The 17,900-nt window shown below is 58.3% G+C and carries 18 protein-coding genes; 15 read left to right on the forward strand and 3 right to left on the reverse strand.

Going from position 1 to position 17,900, the window contains the following annotated elements; genetic code table 11:
- Window positions 1-65 precede the first annotated feature (65 nt).
- The 12 genes from cobD to HKK80_RS09530 all read left to right on the forward strand — a co-directional run bounded on the left by cobD (window position 66) and on the right by HKK80_RS09530 (window position 10,726).
- Window positions 66-1,070, forward strand: coding sequence for a threonine-phosphate decarboxylase CobD (cobD, locus tag HKK80_RS09475; RefSeq protein WP_411799355.1), 1,005 nt, complete (start codon window positions 66-68; stop codon window positions 1,068-1,070).
- Window positions 1,071-1,127: 57 nt separating this feature from the next.
- The gene (locus HKK80_RS09480) at window positions 1,128-1,820 is read left to right on the forward strand and encodes a cob(I)yrinic acid a,c-diamide adenosyltransferase (protein ID WP_411799356.1); all 693 of its coding nucleotides are present in this window, start codon (window positions 1,128-1,130) and stop codon (window positions 1,818-1,820) included.
- A gap of 1 nt (window position 1,821) precedes the next feature.
- Complete coding sequence (locus HKK80_RS09485) at window positions 1,822-3,396, forward strand: cobyric acid synthase (protein ID WP_411799357.1); 1,575 nt, start codon at window positions 1,822-1,824, stop codon at window positions 3,394-3,396.
- A gap of 24 nt (window positions 3,397-3,420) precedes the next feature.
- Complete coding sequence (locus tag HKK80_RS09490) at window positions 3,421-4,155, forward strand: hypothetical protein (protein ID WP_411799358.1); 735 nt, start codon at window positions 3,421-3,423, stop codon at window positions 4,153-4,155.
- Window positions 4,156-4,224: 69 nt separating this feature from the next.
- Window positions 4,225-4,494 carry a 50S ribosomal protein L37ae gene (locus HKK80_RS09495; RefSeq protein ID WP_411799359.1) on the forward strand — a complete coding sequence of 90 codons (270 nt, stop codon included), beginning with the start codon at window positions 4,225-4,227 and terminating at the stop codon, window positions 4,492-4,494.
- Between the two features lie 2 nt (window positions 4,495-4,496).
- The gene (locus tag HKK80_RS09500) at window positions 4,497-4,631 is read left to right on the forward strand and encodes a DNA-directed RNA polymerase subunit P (protein ID WP_021040784.1); all 135 of its coding nucleotides are present in this window, start codon (window positions 4,497-4,499) and stop codon (window positions 4,629-4,631) included.
- Window positions 4,632-4,639: 8 nt separating this feature from the next.
- Window positions 4,640-4,900 (forward strand): KEOPS complex subunit Pcc1, encoded by a 261-nt coding sequence (locus HKK80_RS09505; protein WP_411799360.1) that lies wholly within the window; start codon window positions 4,640-4,642, stop codon window positions 4,898-4,900.
- A 137-nt stretch (window positions 4,901-5,037) separates the two neighbouring features.
- Window positions 5,038-5,430 (forward strand): prefoldin subunit beta, encoded by a 393-nt coding sequence (locus HKK80_RS09510; protein WP_411799361.1) that lies wholly within the window; start codon window positions 5,038-5,040, stop codon window positions 5,428-5,430.
- Complete coding sequence (locus tag HKK80_RS09515; protein ID WP_411799362.1) at window positions 5,431-5,676, forward strand: DUF3194 domain-containing protein; 246 nt, start codon at window positions 5,431-5,433, stop codon at window positions 5,674-5,676.
- Window positions 5,677-5,756: 80 nt separating this feature from the next.
- Window positions 5,757-7,946, forward strand: coding sequence for a phosphoribosylformylglycinamidine synthase subunit PurL (purL, locus tag HKK80_RS09520; RefSeq protein ID WP_411799363.1), 2,190 nt, complete (start codon window positions 5,757-5,759; stop codon window positions 7,944-7,946).
- Window positions 7,947-8,072: 126 nt separating this feature from the next.
- On the forward strand, window positions 8,073-9,242 hold the full coding sequence (locus HKK80_RS09525; protein ID WP_411799364.1) for a Fic family protein: 1,170 nt from the start codon (window positions 8,073-8,075) through the stop codon (window positions 9,240-9,242).
- Window positions 9,243-9,568: 326 nt separating this feature from the next.
- Complete coding sequence (locus tag HKK80_RS09530; RefSeq protein WP_411799408.1) at window positions 9,569-10,726, forward strand: ABC transporter ATP-binding protein; 1,158 nt, start codon at window positions 9,569-9,571, stop codon at window positions 10,724-10,726.
- Between the two features lie 12 nt (window positions 10,727-10,738).
- On the opposite strand, the gene HKK80_RS09535 is transcribed toward HKK80_RS09530, so the two are convergent.
- Window positions 10,739-10,912, reverse strand: coding sequence for a hypothetical protein (locus HKK80_RS09535; RefSeq protein WP_411799365.1), 174 nt, complete (start codon window positions 10,910-10,912; stop codon window positions 10,739-10,741).
- 95 nt (window positions 10,913-11,007) lie between these two features.
- Here HKK80_RS09535 and HKK80_RS09540 point away from each other — a divergent pair, with 95 nt between their 5' ends.
- Complete coding sequence (locus HKK80_RS09540; protein WP_411799366.1) at window positions 11,008-12,780, forward strand: glycoside hydrolase family 13 protein; 1,773 nt, start codon at window positions 11,008-11,010, stop codon at window positions 12,778-12,780.
- Window positions 12,781-12,858: 78 nt separating this feature from the next.
- Here HKK80_RS09540 and HKK80_RS09545 read toward each other — a convergent pair whose 3' ends face one another.
- Window positions 12,859-13,920 (reverse strand): hypothetical protein, encoded by a 1,062-nt coding sequence (locus HKK80_RS09545; protein ID WP_411799367.1) that lies wholly within the window; start codon window positions 13,918-13,920, stop codon window positions 12,859-12,861.
- A gap of 227 nt (window positions 13,921-14,147) precedes the next feature.
- Between HKK80_RS09545 and HKK80_RS09550 the strand changes: the two genes are divergently transcribed.
- Together HKK80_RS09550 and HKK80_RS09555 are read left to right on the forward strand one after the other, a co-directional pair.
- A complete protein-coding gene (locus tag HKK80_RS09550) occupies window positions 14,148-14,576 on the forward strand; it encodes a hypothetical protein (RefSeq protein ID WP_411799368.1) in 429 nt (142 codons plus the stop codon).
- 62 nt (window positions 14,577-14,638) lie between these two features.
- Window positions 14,639-14,896, forward strand: coding sequence for a hypothetical protein (locus HKK80_RS09555; protein WP_411799369.1), 258 nt, complete (start codon window positions 14,639-14,641; stop codon window positions 14,894-14,896).
- A gap of 164 nt (window positions 14,897-15,060) precedes the next feature.
- Here the strand turns inward: HKK80_RS09555 and HKK80_RS09560 are convergent, their stop codons facing one another.
- A complete protein-coding gene (locus tag HKK80_RS09560) occupies window positions 15,061-17,886 on the reverse strand; it encodes a TrlF family AAA-like ATPase (RefSeq protein ID WP_411799370.1) in 2,826 nt (941 codons plus the stop codon).
- Window positions 17,887-17,900 lie beyond the last annotated feature (14 nt).

A 17,900-nucleotide genomic window follows, 5' to 3' on the forward strand; every position in this document is an offset into this window, starting at 1 on the left:
TGATGTCCAGTCAGAGTATGACATAACAAAATAATGTTTATATCACTCACGACCAATCGGTGGGTGTGGATCCAGATGCGATCGACACCGTCGATCGGGTGGCTCACGGTGGGACAGCCGATCCGGAGCTTGTCGATTTTAGTGCCAACACGAACCCCCAGACGCCGGATGGCGTCGCTGCCGTCTACGAGGCAGCCCTCTCCGCGGCCGGACGGTATCCGGCGGATGACTACTACGAGTTTCGGGCGGCCGCCGCCGACTATCTCGGCGTCACGGGCGGTCAGATCATCCCGACCGCTGGAGGGTTAGCCGGTATTCGCCTCCTCTGTTCGGTTGTGATCGACAGCGGTGACAGTGTCGCCGTCCCGACCCCGAGTTTCAGCGAGTACGCCCGCGAGGTTCGCCTCCAGGGCGGGGAGCCGACGTTCGTCCCCCACGACGAGATCACCGATATCGATCCGGCCGCCCACCGTCTGGTGATCGTCTGCAACCCGAACAACCCGACCGGCGAGAGCTACGCCCATGCGATGCTCCAGGAACTCGCCGACCGCTGCCGGGACGCCGACACGGTGTTGTTGGTCGATGAGGCGTTTCTCGACTACACCACCGAGCCGTCGCTTGCCGGCACCCCAGGTGTTGTCGTCGCCCGATCGCTGACGAAGATCTTTGGCTTGCCGGGGCTTCGGGCCGGCTTTCTTGTCGCCACCGGCACCCGTCAGGAACAACTTGACGTTGCCCGCCCGACGTGGGCACTGAGCACGCCGGCGGCTGCGGTCGGGGCCCACTGCCTGCGTGATACCGAGTTTGTCGCCGAGACCCGGGAGTGCGTCGCCGCCGAGCGGGAGCGCATGCGCGACCGCCTCGCCGACCGGTTTCGGGTCACCCCCTCCGAGGCCCCGTTTCTGCTCTGTGAAACGTCGGAGCCGGTCGGCGATCTGATCGAGGACGCCCGGGCGGCCGGTCTCACCGTTCGGGATGCGACGACCTTCCGTGGGCTCGACTCCCACATCCGTGTTGCGGTCAAGCGCCCCGAGCAAAACGACCGACTGCTTGCGGCTCTTGACGTGTAGGGCGGCTCGACCGCCTCCGGTCGCAACCCAGATACCTGTGGCGTCCAAGAGAGGTGTATGACAGCCGACACCGACGACGATCGTCCCCGCCATCGACAGACGCCGGGCGGCGGCGTCGCCCCTGAGGCCCGCCCGATCGAGCCCGCCGCCCCCGAGGAGTTCGGCCTCGTACAGGCCTTCTGGGGTGACGGCAAGGGCAAAACAACTGCGGCAATGGGGATGGGCTTTCGCGCAGCGGGCCACGGCTACCGCGTCCACATGCTGCAGTTCATGAAAGGTGGCGCGGACAGCGTCGACGACGTACGCGGGGAATACAACGCCATCGCGGCGATGCCGGGGTTTTCCTACGAGAATACGGGCCACTACGGTTGGCACAACATGGCCGACGGCAGCCGCGAGGAGGATCACGAATCCGAAGCCAACGCTGGTTTCGACCGAACGCGGGATCTCGTCGCCGGCGCGGGCGAGGCCGACCTCGATTCGCCCTTTCCTCTCGACAGTGACCCCGCCGACGGCGTCCATATGCTGATCCTTGACGAAATCCTCTATGCCGCCGACCGCGATCTCGTCGCCCCCGAGGCGGTCTGTGACCTCATCGAGACCAAACCCGACGGACTCGAACTCGTTTTGACGGGGAGCCACACCGAACCGACCTATCTCACCGACCACGCTGATCTGATCTCCGAAATCAGTAAGCGAAAACATCCGATCGATGCCGGCCAGCGCGCCCGCTCCGGCACCGAATACTGAGATGGCCCGCACCGTCCTCGTCGCTGGCACCGCCTCCCACGTCGGCAAATCGACGGTCGCGGCGGGGCTCTGTCGCCTGCTGGCCGACCGCGGTGTCTCGGTCGCGCCATTCAAAGCCCAAAACATGAGCAACAACGCGCGGGCGGTGCCGCGCGCACCCGAAACGATGGCTGATACCGGCGACGACACCGCCAGCGTCGACAGCGATGCCTACGGCGAGATCGGTGTCTCCCAGTACGTCCAAGCACGGGCCGCCCGCATCTCGCCGACGACCGACTGCAACCCCGTTTTACTCAAACCCCGCGGTGAGGGCGAGTCCCAACTCGTCGTCGACGGCGTCGCCGTCGGCCACTACGCGGCCGGCCAGTATTACGACGACCACTGGGAGACCGCCCGCGCGGCCGCCGTTGACGCCCACGACCGACTGGCGGCCGCCCACGACGTGATCGTCGCCGAAGGTGCGGGCTCGATTGCCGAAATCAACTTCCACGACCGCGATCTCGCCAACGTCGAAACCGCTCGGTTCGCCGACGCCGATATCCTGCTCGTCGGCGATATCGAGCGCGGCGGCGTCTTCGCCTCGCTGGTTGGCACGCTGGAGCTGATGCCCGATGACCTCCGCGAGCAGGTCGTCGGCGTCGTCATCACGAAGTTCCGCGGCGACGCCGACCTGCTGGCTCCCGGCATCGCGGCCTTCGAGGAGCGAACCGGCGTCGACGTGCTCGGTGTCATCCCCTACGACGATCCGGGGCTGCCGGCCGAGGATAGCGTCGATCTGCCGGCGACCGACGAGCGCGCCGTCCGCGGAGACGACGACGGCGTCGCTCCCGAGCACTCGGCGACGGTCGCCGTCCCGCGACTCCCGCGCGTCTCGAATTTTACGGATCTCGAACCGCTGGCCACCGAGCCGGGCGTTCGGGTCGCCTACGTCCCGCTGGATGCGTCGCTCGACGACGCCGATGCGGTCGTGATTCCCGGCACGAAAAACACCGTTGACGACCTGCTGGCGATCAAAGACGCCGGTTTCGACGCGGAACTCCGCGCCTTCGACGGCCCGATCGTCGGCCTCTGTGGCGGCTATCAGATCCTCGGTGAGCGGATCGACAACGCCGAAATCGAGGGGGCTGATGTCGACAGCGAGGGCTCAACGCTCGACGGTGTCGGACTGCTGCCGGTGACAACGACGTTCAGCGAGACCAAACGCGTCGTTGATACAACGCTTGACCTCGACGGGGTGGGCCCGCTTGCGGATGCGAGCGGATCGGTCGCCGGCTACGAGATCCATATGGGCTCCACCGAGGCGGCCGAGCCCGTCGAGACGCCGTTCGCGGGCGACGGCGAGGCAACGGCCGCGCTCGGAGCCAGCCGCGGCGATGTGCTCGGCTGTTACCTCCACGGCCTGTTCGAAAACGAGACGGCGAGAACAGCGTTCGTGGATCGGGTTTTCGATGCGGCCGGCCGTGAGCGGCCCACGGGAGCGACGCCCGACGCGTCGCCGTACACACAGGCTGCCACGCTGGTGGCCGAGCACTGTTCGCTCGACGTTCTCGCTGCGCGACCCGACGATCAACACTAAGCCACGGCCGCCCCGAGTGAGCGTGTGAGCGTCCTCTCGTTGCTCCGGCTTCGCACCGCCGCCGACTTCGCCGACTGGTACCGGATCGGTGCGGAATACGTCGACGGTGTCGCCGATGCGATAGGGTTCGACACCGCCGACTTCGTCGACTACGAGGCTGGCGTCGAAGCGATGCGGGACGGGCGACCACCGGCGTCGGTTTCGCCCGCGATTCGGCGATCGATTGCGGCCGATCTGCTGGCTGATGCCGTCTTCTCCGAGCCGTTCTGTGAGTGGCTGCCGCTGTGGTACGAGGTGAGCCTGCTGGGGCCGGTACGTTACGGCGAGTACCGACTGCGACAGGTCGCCGACCCGTACTGTCGTGGGCTGTCCGTCTCGGTGCCGCGATTCAGTCGGCCAGCCAACGCCGTTGTCGACGGCCGGCCGGCACCGGCCCACCTCACGGGGTTCCGCGAGCGGTTCGTGCTCGCGGCTGCGATCCTGCATCTCGAATGGTTCGTCCACGTCGCCCGCGAGTCCGGGATCGTGGTTCCCCAGGCGTTGGTTGAGCGCACCCGCCGGGAGAGCCTTGCGTACTACACCGGCCACCGCGAGTCGCTGTCGCCACAGGTACAGCAGTTTCAGGCCGCGCTGTTTGCCGACGATCGGTGGGTTCGGGAGATCGACGCGGTCTACGGGCTGAACAGCGCGCTGTTCGGCGTCTGGGAGCGGTTCCTCCGTGCGGAGCGAAAACGGCTCGAAACAGCGGCGCGTCGCTAGCGGCGGCAGGGCGGCTCCTCGGGGTGACTCAACAGCTTTTTATCCGCGCTGGAGAGATGATGTTGCACTATGGTTGAGGATAAAGCACGATCCACCGGCAGTGCCGGTCGATTCGGTGCGCGGTACGGACGTGTCTCCCGCAAACGAGTCAAGGAAATCGAAGCAGGAATGCAGGACGCCGAGGTCGACGGCGACGATGTCACCCGCGTCGGCACCGGCATCTGGGTCAACGAGGAGACCGGCGAGAAGTTCACCGGCGGTGCCTACAAACCCCAGACCCCCGGCGGCCAGCAGGCAACCCGTTCGATCCGCGCCGCCCTCGCCGAAGACGAGGAGTAAGGATGAGCTACAAGTGTTCGCGCTGTAAACGCGATGTGACGCTCGATGAGTACGGCGGCGTTCGCTGCCCGTACTGCGGCCACCGCGTCCTGCTGAAGGAACGCGGCGGCGGCATCAAGGAAGTCGACGTCCACTGACGGCGGTCGTGTCACAGCCTCATTCTACCCAGTTGCGCTTCGCGTATCCGACAGCGACAGCCGCACAGCGGATCGAACGGAGCATCGCCGTCGAGGTCGGCGAACTCGACGAGGATCGCTCGGCGGTGACCGTCGACCGCGACGGGGCTGTTCTCACCGTCGAGATCACCGCGACCGACCGGGTCGCGCTACGCGCCGGGATCAACAGCTGGTGTCGCTACGTGGCGACCGCCGAAACGGTCGCCGATGGTGTGGTGACGCGCGCGTAGTACCTTCGCTGCCAACGTCACCGTGGGATCATGTTGTCGTCGACAGCGCAAATCCGGTGTAATCCCGACGCCATCAGTCGATCATGCGGTCGTTGGAATTGCATGGCTTTTTCCATGTGGCGACCATCCAGTGGGGTATGCAGGGTAACCTACCGCCGGAAGCACAGGACAAACTCGAAACGCTGCAGGATCTTCAAGAGACCGCCCAGGAGGTCTCCGAGCAGAAACAGCAGACCGAGTCCACACTGACCGAGACCAGAGCCGCACTCGACGCTCTTGAAGAGGTCGACGACGACGCGACGATGTACCGCGAGGTCGGCGAGCTTCTCATCGAGACCGACTACGCGTCGGCGTCCGACGAGCTCGAAGAGAAGGTCGAGAGCCTCGAAGTTCGCGCCGAACAGCTCGATAAACAGGAGACGAAGGTTCAGGAGAAATTCGAGAGCCTGCAGGATGAGCTCCAGCAGATGCTCGGCGGCGCGGGTGGCGCGGGCGGCCCGGCCGGTCCGGGCGGCGCCGGCGGCGCGTAAATGAGTACGGAACCGGACGACGAGACGGTCGTCACCACGGCCGCCGAGGCCGCAGAGGGGCTGATCCTCTCGCGGTTTGCCAACTCCGCGATCACGGATCTCGACATCACCGTCACCTTCGAGGATGGCGTGTTGGATCTCGATGTCTACCTGAACACGACCGACGACGCCGAGGCGGATCCCGCGGACGTCGCCGACGACGCGATCGATGCGGCCGAGGACGCCGTCGACGAACTGTTCGCGTAACTCGGCACTGCTGTCCCATTTTTCGGGCTGTATCGCGGACATGAAAAGAGATTAAGCCGGCGGTTCGAAAGGGAGCCCAAATGAGTCTCCCGGAGTCCGACCGCGAGTTGATCACCGCCGAACTCGGCCGTGCGCCCACGCCCGCCGAGGCGAACCTCTTCGAAAATCTCTGGAGCGAACACTGCGCCTACCGCTCCTCGCGGCCGCTCCTCGGTGCGTTCGACAGCGCGGGCGAGCAGGTCGTCATCGGCCCCGGCGACGACGCCGCCGTGATCGCCGTTCCCGAACCCGCGGCCGCCGACACGCCCGCGGCCGAGCGCGACGCCGACGCGTACAGCGAGACCTACATCACGCTGGGCATCGAGAGCCACAACCACCCGAGCTACGTCGACCCCTACGACGGCGCGGCGACCGGCGTCGGCGGCATCGTCCGCGATACGCTGTCGATGGGCGCGTATCCGATCGCGCTGGCCGACAGTCTCTACTTCGGCTCCTTCGACCGCGAACACTCCCAGTATCTCTTTGAGGGTGTCGTCGAGGGGATCAGCGACTACGGCAACTCCATCGGTGTGCCGACGGTCGCCGGCAGCGTCGATTTCCACGCCGACTACGAGGGCAACCCACTCGTCAACGTCGCCTGTGTCGGCCTCACTGACGAGGAACGCGTTGTGACCGCCGAAGCCCAGCAAGCGGGCAACAAACTCGTTCTTTTCGGCAACGCGACCGGCCGCGACGGCCTCGGCGGCGCGTCGTTTGCCAGCGAGGATCTCGACGAGGACGCCGAAACCGAGGATCGCCCAGCCGTCCAAGTCGGCGACCCCTACAGCGAAAAACTGCTTATCGAGGCCAGCGAGACGTTGATCGACGAGAACCTCGTTCAGTCGGCACGGGATCTCGGGGCGGCCGGCCTCGGCGGAGCCTCCTCCGAACTCGTCGCCAAAGGCGGCTTCGGCGCGGACATCGAGTTGGATCGCGTCCACCAACGCGAACCCAACATGAACGCCCTCGAAATCCTGCTGGCCGAATCCCAAGAGCGGATGTGCTACGAGGTCGCCCCCGAGGATGTCGACCGCGTGGCGGCGATCGCCGAGCGGTTCGACCTCGGCTGCTCGGTCATCGGCGAGGTCAGCGAGGGCAACTACACCTGTACGTTCGACGGCGAGGTCGTCGTCGACGTCGACCCCGAATTCCTCGCGGAGGGCGCGCCGATGAACGATCTTGATGCCGTCGAGTCCGAACCGGCCGAGCGCGATCTGCCGGACACCGATCTCGACGCGGCAATCGAGGCCGTCATCGCAAACCCCAACACCGCCTCGAAACGGTGGGTCTACCGGCAGTACGACCACGAGGTCGGCGTCCGCACGGCGATGAAACCCGGCGACGATGCAGCGATTATGGCGATTCGGGAGACGAGCGGCGACGCCGACGACGCCACCGGCGCAGGAACCGGCCTCGCTATCTCCTCGGGCGCGAACCCGAACTGGACGACAGCCGACCCTCACGGCGGCGCGCGGGCGGTCGCCCTCGAAAACGCGACCAACATCGCCGCCAAGGGCGCGGTTCCGCTCGCCGCGGTCGACTGTCTCAACGGCGGCAACCCGGAGAAGCCCGACGTGTACGGCGGCTTCAAAGGGATCGTCGACGGCCTCGCGGAGATGTGTGCGGATCTCTCGACGCCGGTGGTCGGCGGCAACGTCTCGCTGTACAACGATTCGGAGGCGGGCCCCATCCCGCCGACGCCGACGCTGGCGATGGTCGGCACGAAAGCCGGCTACGACGCCCCGCCGGCCGCACTCAGCGGCGAGGGTGAACTACTGCTCGTCGGCGACGCTGGCGACGCCCTCGGCGGCTCGGAATACCTTGCGGCCGCGGGTGGCAGCGACGCGTTCCCCGAACTGCCGGAGAATCCCGCTGAACTCGTCGCCACGATCGCCGAGGTCGCCCGCGCCGAGTCGACGCTGGCGACCCACGATGTGAGCCACGGCGGGCTGGCGGTCGCGCTGGCGGAGTTGCTGACGGCCGACGCCGGTGCCGACGTGGTCGTTGACGACGCGATCGCGCTGTTCGACGAGACGCCGGGCCGGGTCGTCATCGAGACGACCGATCCCGAGAGCGTGCGCGAAGCGTTCGACGGCGTCGCTCCGGTTGAATCGCTCGGCGAAGCGACCGCTAATGGCGTATTGTCGCTGACGGTCGGCGACGAAACGGTCGAACTCGGTGCCGAGGCGGTCGCTGAGCTACGAGACGTGATCCCCGAGACGCTGGAATAACAGCTTCTCTCGCTGTCGGTTCTATTGTGGTCGGCGAATGTAAGTAATGGCGGCTACCAGCCACCGTAGTTTCATTTCAACCACCCAAATTTAATTTAGTGGCGGACAAACCACCGACAACCATCAATGATCGAGGAGAACGAAGCGACTGCTATTCCGGGAACGTACATTCCTTACGGCGCGAAGCCGTATTTCAAGCCTGATCCCCTCCCACCCGAATCGGGGCTTGGGTTCGATGCGGATTTCTATACGACGCTCTCGGAAGCGACGTTCTGGCTGGGAAAACTAAGCGGCCTCTCTCAGACGACCGACTTCGCTCCCGTGTTGTACACATCGCTACTGCGAAAGGAAGCGATGGAATCCTCTGAGATCGAGGGCGCGGAGATCGACTATAACGCGCTCTACAGCCACGAAACCCGTACGGGCCTACAGGCTGCCTCAGAGGAAAACGAGACCGCAGCCACGACAAAGGATCTCCAAGAGGTGCTCAACTACGAGGACGCATTAGAGTGGGGCATTTCCCAGATCGAAACCGGTGCGGAGATCTCTATCGAGTTGCTTCATTCGCTTCACGAACGGCTACTGTCCGGCGTCCCCGACGCTCGCCGGGAAACAGACACCATCGGCGCGTTCAAATCGCAGCCGAACCACTTCGGGGAGTTTCTCCCACCGGTTCCGGGGGCTGTTGATGGGCTGATGGATGCTCTTGTCACGTACATCCGAACTGATGGACAGTACCACCCGCTGATCGATATTGCACTCGTTCACTATCAGTTCGAGACGATCCATCCTTACGGCGACGGCAACGGTCGGCTCGGTCGCCTGCTGATCACGCTGCAGCTGTACACGCAAGGCTATCTTGAGACGCCAACCCTCTATCTGAGCGAGTACTTCAATCGATTCAAATCGACATACGTTGATCGACTACAGGGGGTCAGAGAGCGCGGCGAGTGGGAGCGATGGGTGGCCTTCTTTATTCGCGGCATTCGCCACCAAGCTGAGGAGTCGGTGTTGCGATCGGCCGAACTGCGCGACCTCCAGCAGCGATACGAAGAGCAGTACGGCGACTACGCGAGAGCGGACGCCAGATTGGCGTGTGCGCTGTTCGAACAGCCGTATCTGACCGCCTCGCTCGTCGAAGAGTTACTTGACGTCAGTGGGCCGACTGCCTACCGAGCGATCGAACAGTTGGTTACCGACGGCGTCCTGGAAGAAACAACAGGAAACGAACGAAACAGAGAGTATCGTGCGACGGAGATCTTTGAGATCCTCGAAAAGCCACCGGAAACCTACTGAGGCACACGACACAACACCAGCGGCGCACAACGTGATCATCGCTGTCGCTCGCAGTGTTCGGGTTGAAGCGCGAGGGTGTCGGTATCCTACGTCGACACCCCGTTGCTTCATCGCAGTTGAGGCGACAGCCGGTAAAGACGCTGTTGGTGTGACCGGTGGGACGGAAGCCGACATGTTTTTAGGAGATCCTAAAGTAGTGTGACAGCAAGAACGAAGCCGCCACGGCGACCGTCGTCGCTGGCTGTGGGGTTGCTTCATTTCGGATCGCTATGGCAAACAACTCACTCATGCACGGCGCGGTCGCACAGGACACCGAGCACCCGACGATGCCGGATGAGTCGGCCTCAACCGTCGACGACCCGATTCTCGAACTTGATGGGGTGACCAAGGAGTTCAGCAAGGAGACCGCCGTCAACGAGATCTCGCTGTCGGTCGAACGCGGCGAACTCCTCACGCTGCTCGGCCCCTCCGGCTGCGGGAAGACGACGACGCTCCGGCTGCTGGCCGGCCTCGAAACGCCGACCGCCGGGGAGATCACGCTCAACGACGATCTGGTGGCAACGCCGGCGGAGGCGACCGATCCCGAGGAGCGCGATGTCGGCATCGTCTTCCAGAACTTCGCGCTGTTTCCCCATCTCTCGGTTCGAGAGAACATCGCCTTCGGGCTGGAGGATATCGACGATATCGACACCGACGCTCGCGTCGACGAACTGCTCGATCTCGTGGATCTGCCCGACCACGGTCAAAAATCACCCGATCAGCTCTCCGGCGGGCAGAAACAACGCGTCGCCCTCGCCCGGTCGCTGGCGCCCAAACCCGAGGTACTACTGCTCGACGAGCCGTTCTCGAATCTCGACGTTCGGCTGCGGGTCGAGATGCGCGAGGAGGTGCGGTCGATCCTCAAGGAAGCCGGCGTCACCGCGGTTTCGGTCACCCACGATCAAGAAGAGGCGCTCTCGATCTCCGACCGCGTCGCCGTGATGAACGACGGGCAGATCGAACAGCTTGGGCGGCCCGAACGCGTCTTCGAGCAGCCGAAATCCCGGTTTGTGGCCTCCTTCCTCGGGCGGGCGAGCTTCCTGACGGCGTACGTCCACGACGACACCGTCAAAACCGGGATCGGTGGCTTCGATGCCCGAACGCTCGACGGCTACGCCGCCGAGTACGAGGGGATCGCCGTCGACGTGCTTGTGCGGCCTGACGATCTGCGGGCGGGTCGGGCCCACGAAGAACAGACCGACGGCGAGGTCGTCTCCCGGCAGTATGTTGGCCCGTCGTTCATCTACCGGGTCGAACTCGACAACGGCGATACGATCCACTGCCTGCACAACCACGTCGAGGATTTCGAACTCGGCGAGCGCGTGACCGTCGATCTCGTTGCCGACCACCCGCTGGCGTGGTATCCACGCCCCGGTGTCGACGGCGAGCAGAGCTGTTCAGTCTCCGAAAACGGCGACTTCTGTTCGTTCACCGAGAGCCTGTAGCCGGCAGCCGGCTCACAGCGCGATCACCGGGAGCCCAAAGACGACGAGCAGACCAACAAGCAGAATCAGCCCGCCGGTCGTCGCCTGCTGGCGGGTAAACGGCTGCATCGGGGCGGTGACACGGTTGGCTGTCCCCTCCTCGTGTCGGTCGAACGGAGCCTCATCGTCGTGATCGTGTGCGGTCATTGGCTGACTGTTTGCCGGTATCGTACTAAAACACACGCATCGACACAGTCGCCGGAAGCATAGGTATTAACGCAGTCGGACGAACAAGGTGAGATATGACAGCCTCGACGACGGACGAACAGCTTCTCGACCGAGCGTGGTGGAAAGAATCGGTTATCTATCAGATTTACCCCCGGAGTTTCAACGATACAAACGGCGATGGGATCGGCGATATCCCGGGGATCATCGAGAAACTCGACTATCTCGACGATCTTGGCGTCGACATCATCTGGCTCAACCCGGTCTATGAGTCACCGAACGCCGACAACGGGTACGACATCGCCGACTACCAGTCGATCATGGACGAGTTTGGAACCATGGAGGACTGGGAGCAACTCCTCGATGGGCTCCACGACCGCGATATCAAGCTCATCATGGATCTCGTCGTCAACCATACCTCCGACGAACACGAGTGGTTCGTCAACGCCCGCGATCCCGACAGCGACTATCACGACTACTACATCTGGAAAAACGGCCGCGCTGATGTCGGCGGGTTCACCGGCCATCTCGGCCCCGAGGACGAGGCCCCACCAAACGAGTGGGAGTCCTTCTTCGGCGGGCCGGCGTGGGCCTACGACGAGGACGTTGGCAAATGGTATCTCCATCTGTTCGACGAGAAACAGCCCGATCTGAACTGGGAGAACCCCGACGTACGGGATGAAATCTTCGAGATGATGGAGTGGTGGCTCGACAAGGGCATCGACGGTTTTCGGATGGACGTGATCAACCTTCTCTCAAAGCCGGATTCGGTCACGAAACACGATCCGCCGCTGAATAGCACCGAGGTGTGGGAAACCTTCGACGGCCCGCGGATGCAGGAATTCCTCGATACGATGCACGACCGCGTGCTCGCTGATCGGGACGTGTTCGCCCTCGGCGAGATGATGGGCCGGATGGATATGGAGACCGCCATCGACTACGTCGGCCGCGACGGGCCCCTCTCCACCTTGTTCCACTTCGATCACGTCCTCCTGGATCACGGCGGCGAGATCTGGGAGACCAACGAGTGGACGCTCAACGACCTGCGGGACTCGTTTAATCGCTGGCAGTACGGGCTCGCCGAGGATGGGTGGAACTCGATCTACCTGAGCAATCACGACCAGCCGCGGCTGGTCTCCCGCTTTGGCAACGACGGCGAATACCGCGAGGAGTCCGCGAAACTGCTGGCGACGCTGATCTTCACGCTGCGCGGGACGCCGTACATCTTCCAGGGCGCGGAAATAGGGATGACGAACTACCCCTTCGATTCGCTGGATGAGTTCCGCGACGTGGAGACGATCAACCCCGTGCGGAACGCCCTCGAAAGCGGCGAGATCGAGGACTTCGACGACATCAAACACGGCCTGCGGCACAACAGCCGCGACAACGCCCGGACGCCGATGCAGTGGGACGACAGCGAGCACGCCGGCTTCACCGACGGCGAGCCGTGGATCGGCGTCAACCCGAACCACGATGAGATCAACGTCGAGGCCGCCCGCGACGACGAGGATTCGATCTGGCACTACTACCGCGAGCTGATGGAGCTCCGGAAGGACAGCGACGTGAGCGACGTGATGGTCTACGGCGACTACGAGGTGCTGATCAACGACCACGAGGAGGTCTGGTCATACGTGCGCACGCTGGGCGACGAGCGACTGCTGGTCACGCTCAACTTCGCCGAGTTCGAAAGCCACACCTGGATTCCGGAGTACGAGGTCGATTTCAACCCCCACGACATGGAGGCCGAACTCCTGTTGTGTAACTACGGGGCCGACGAGCGCGCGACCGACGTTGACGCCGAAGCCTTCGATCTGCGGCCGTGGGAAGCGCGGATCTACCGGCTAAAATAAGATCGGTGGCACTCCAAGCCGAAGTTGTCTTAGGCATTTTTCGTTCGAAACTTCCCGAACCGTTCACGTCGGTACTGTTCATCCGGCTAACGCCGACGAAACAAAGAACTCTATCACTGTGATTGCAATCGGTAAAAGCACAGAGCTAGCCAGCCGCGTCAAAATGCCGATTGAGAGCGGATACAGCCGGACATTCCGGTAGTTCTGAAACTCTTTACGGGCGCGCTCGATCTCCATCCGCAGGCCGATCTCTTTCCGATCAACTTTGTCTTCGGTCTCGATAGCAGCGAGTTCTGATTCGAGGCGACGGATCTTCGATCTGTACTCGTCAAGATGTTCCTCACGGAGGGCCTGTGCTTTCCGATTGATCTTTGCCGTCGGGTAGACGAACGAGACTGCAATCAGGAGGACGTACGCCCCGACACCGACATACACGACAGCCCCACCGGCGCGGGTGGTCACCATATCCAGTGACAGCGGGATCGCAAGCGCACCATTGGAGATCAAGAACGTCGTCCAGACGGCGAAGTTACCAATGACGCTCAGCCCACCGAGACCATCCGGATGTAGCGGTTCTATCTCAAGTCCAAGTTCGGCAACATCACCGATACAGCGCGTGGTTACGAGGACAGAGTACAGTCCGAGACCAGACAGCAGCCCAAAATCGATCAGGAAAACAAGATATGCGACGTACGCGGGTTCAAGATACTGGATTCCCTGCGAGAGAAAGTACTCTGCGTTGAGAGGGAGCACAGCAACGACGGCTGCCGTCCACAGGAAGACGAACCATGTGTGATCGGTGCGGAACTTCTGTTCGTACTGGTTTTGTAGCTCAGCCAGTTGATCATGATTTTCGTTCGGGATCAGTTCCGTGACCTCCTCGAAGAATGAGGGGAGTACCGACGTGTCGTAGAGATATGCCTGATACGGGCCGAAAACTACGATACTCGCTGTCAACGCTTGAGCGACAACGAATAGTCGTCCCGGGCTGCCGAGGAAGAACACAGTTGCCGTCGTGACGACCGGAATCCATCCGAGCGTGAGCAAGGAGGCGACAAATGGATTATTCGTGACGCTCCGACCACGCTCGACAATTCTCGTTACCCACACTGACTCTAGAGGTTGTTGATCGAAGAGCATGGAAGCAAACTCGATAGGTTACTTCAGTGTAGAAGCGTTCTCTGACAGGTCATATTCAATTTACTGACTTCTTTAGCAGTCCTCTGTAGGGGATAAGTGTGAATTGAACTGGTTCGCGCTCCACTCAACGTGAGACGGTTGTTGGTCGTAGAACCAACACTTTACGCTGTTGGCGTACAGACTAACAGTCGAAGGTACTCGACTCGTGAGGCCCCCGAGGTGATACGATGACACTATCCGACGCCTTCGACGACACCACGACGGCCGACACGCTGCTCGTCACGGTACAGCGCGACGACGACCTCTACCGCGACGGCCGCGAGTCAATCGAGCGGCTGCGCCGCGGCGACGGGGTTGACGACCCCGATAGGTTCGCCTTCGAGAGTTCCGACCTCCTGTTCGAGACGTTCAATCCGAGAACGATGGCGTTGCTCGAAACCATTGCCGACGCCGCCCCAGAGAGTATCCGCGAGACCGCGCGGCTCGTCGACCGCGACGTGAAAAACGTCCACGAGGAACTCTCCGAACTCGAACGGCTCGGCGTGATTTGCTTCGAGACGAGCGGCCGGGCGAAACAGCCGATCTTCCCCTACGAGGAAATCGTGATCAGTCTCCCGTTCGATCACGACGGGGCTCGGGATGCTGCCCAAGCGTGACAGCACTGCGGCTGACGCAGGGAGAAATATTTAGCCGAAGCCGTGCTGATGTGGCGGTGAGAATGGCTCCGAGTCGTCGTGACGAGCAGGATGGTGTTCGATTCTCGTACGAAGAGGATCTCGTGACGGCGATTGACATTGAAACCGGTGTTGCTGCGACTGGGAAATCTAAGGCAGAAGCGTTGGCGGAACTCGCCGACGCTTTGACTCTCCATGAGGGCGGCGGCGAAGAAATCGAGGACGAAGACGCGTTCCTGCGCGAGATCGGCCTCGATCCTGAAGAGGTGACGACGGAACAGATGCCGCCGTGGAGTGAGTAACGTCGCCGATGCCGTATGCTGATTTTTTGCCCGCGAGATCGTGAAAGTTCTGCGGAAGATGGATTACCAGCCTGTCGGCCAGAAGAGTCACATCAAGTCTGATATGAAAAGCTAATTCGATATTGAATATGTGAATCCAAAAAATTCAATTAGTCTAAAGATTGCTATTTAGGTAGTAAATTATATTTTTCATTACGACGCCTAAATGCCTCGTCTCCACCTTCAAGTATGTCTTTTGCTTCAGACCGGATTCTTTCTTCTTCAAGAGCTCCAGCTTTGTATTTAATCGTTCCCTGATCAAATTCTGTTACTATAACCTGTTCTGAATCAGTATTTATCACTAAATTAGCATCATGAGTTGCCACAAATATTTGACGTTTAGTTTTAGCTTCTCTGACCGCGTCGATCAGTTCATCATAAACAAAGCGATTATCAAGATTATCCTCGGGTGAGTCAATAATTAGTGGGTTCTCACCCTCTGCAAGATAAATTTTCAGAAGAATTGTTCCTTTTTGTCCCCGGGAAAGTTGATCCATTTGTGTTCCCTGATAATAAATTTCTTCTGTGAGTTTGAGATAATCGTCATACAGTAAACCATCAAATTCAATTGGCTCTTTGCTTGAACGTTTTATATCTCTAAGTTCTTCTACTTGATTAATATATTCTCTTATTTGCTCTTCTACATTATTTGGGTTGTCTTTTTTAATAATAGGTTTTAGGCTATCCACTTTTTCACTTATGTCTGAAGAATTAATAGACCTCATGTCAAGAATATTTTCAAAATCTGATGCAATGTTAGCACTGAATTCAATTGATGGCTCAATTTCTACTTCACTTAGAATATTACCCTCACCATTTGCAAACTCTTCAGCAATATCTTCATACACTGATTTCAATTCTATATAATTTTTAACATATTCAACAAATCTATCCGTTCTTTCTTCAATTAAATCGTTTATTTTATCTAACTCTTCTTCTGTTTTCGATATATTCTCCTGTATTTGTTCAATCTCTGTCTTTATTCTTCTTTCATCGTCCCTTAATTTCGAGAGTTCTTCATCAATTTCAGACAATTCGTCTATATCCTCTCTAACTTCGTCAATCTCTTTTTGTAATTCCTGTTTAGAGTTATTTACCTTCTCGCTTAGATCCTGAAGAGCTTCTTTTTGATTGTCCAACCGTACTTTTTCAACATCAATTTCGAATTCAAATAATTCGCTTTTTGAGTTTATTTCTTCTATAAGTGAATTTACTTGCTCGATAGAGTTTATTTTGTCTTTTGCTTTACTGATGTATTCTTCCACTCCTTCAATATCTTCGAGCCTTTCTTGTAGGTCATCAAGAGAGTCCTGAAGTTCTTCGGCTTCAGTTTCCTCTAATTCTTTCTCATGTTTCTGTTTGAATTCCTCGATTTCTGTCTGTTTATTTGATAGTAATACATTTTTCTCGTTGAGCTCTGTCTTTTTATTTTGAATAGTTTCTCTAACTTCTGGAGGGTTTATTTCATGGAGTTCAGCATTTAGTCTCCGCATATCATCTGCCAATGAATCTATTTCACTCTCTTTTTTATTGAATATGGAAATTATAGCTGGAACATCATCAGCCACAGATTGTTTAACCAGCTTCATTATTTGATCATGTAATTCTCCTCCCTTTTCACAATACTCTACTATTTTACCCTGCGGAATATATGAAATATTTGGCCCCTCGACTGTTCTAGGTTCCAAAACTTCTTTTGAAAAGCCTTCAATATCTTCGCCTGTAAATTCGAGCTCAGTTTTGATATATGGATTTGAGTTCTCAATTCTAGCTATAAATGAATTATCGTCATCTGACCCCTCTTTTGTTCGGGTTTGGAAACAATTTGCAATAAAATCAAGTAATGCTGTTTTGCCAGATCCTTGACTCCCAATAACTGTTACAAGATTAGAATTAAATGGGATTGTATTTTCTTCCACGGATAAACTATTGTTTACATATCCGTCACTGATAGATAATGAATCAATAGTCTGGATTTGAGTGAAAGATTTTGGTGAAGTTGAATCAATCTTCATACGCTCTATCGGCTCAAACACTACCTGTTTCAATCCCTCAAAACTGTGGTTTGCTTTTAACCAGCAGTACCGTTCATCATTTGGTACACACAGTGAATCAAAATCATGCGAATCTGACGCATGGAACACCGGTTTTAATGAATCTAATGCCTCACGGATATCTTCTTTTGATTCGGGGCCTTCTCCGATAGCCCACTCCCTATCGCTTTGATTTCCGGAAAATAAGCCATGACTGGTAGCGAGCAACTGACGTTTTTTATCTGCATCTTGACTATCCCAGTTGATCTGATGCCACTCGGCCCCAGAAAGGACAATTAAATACTTACCATCAAATACACTAGTATTATTTAGTTCTTCTAATATTTCATCAAGTTTCACCCGTGCATATTTACAACCGGCAACATAGTCCGAAAGATTTTCATCATCATGAATTTCTTTGGCCTTTCGACCTAACCTTTTCAGCGAGTCCGTGCTTAGCGCATATTCATCCTTCTCGTCAATTTTTATTTTTAGGTTCTGAAGGAATTCTCTCTTGATATGATCAATCGAAATATCATCAGAGAAAATAACATGAAGATTAATTCTATTATGATCTCCAGTAATCGTATCGAGACGAAACTCAATATTGGGAAGCATTAGATCAAAATTATTTAAATAGTCTTCTTCTTTGAGTTCTCTAAGCAGCTCATATCCCTCTATTGAGAAATAATCTGTTATACCTATACAATCAATATTATCTATCTCTTCTAATTTTCTCACATATTTTGTCCAAAGTTGTGGTTCATACCGTTCAGGCTTGTCAATACCCTCTAATTCTGGGAGTGGATCGAATTCCTTCCTCTCTGCTTCTGACATTCCAAATTGAGATTCAAATGACAGTGGCGTGTGTACATGAAGATCCCACTTACCCCATTGAGATCCTCTTCGAAGACTCATAGGCCAGACTTTTT

The organism is Halonotius sp. F2-221B, assembly GCF_046719765.1.
Taxonomy (GTDB): Archaea; Halobacteriota; Halobacteria; order Halobacteriales; family Haloferacaceae; genus Halonotius.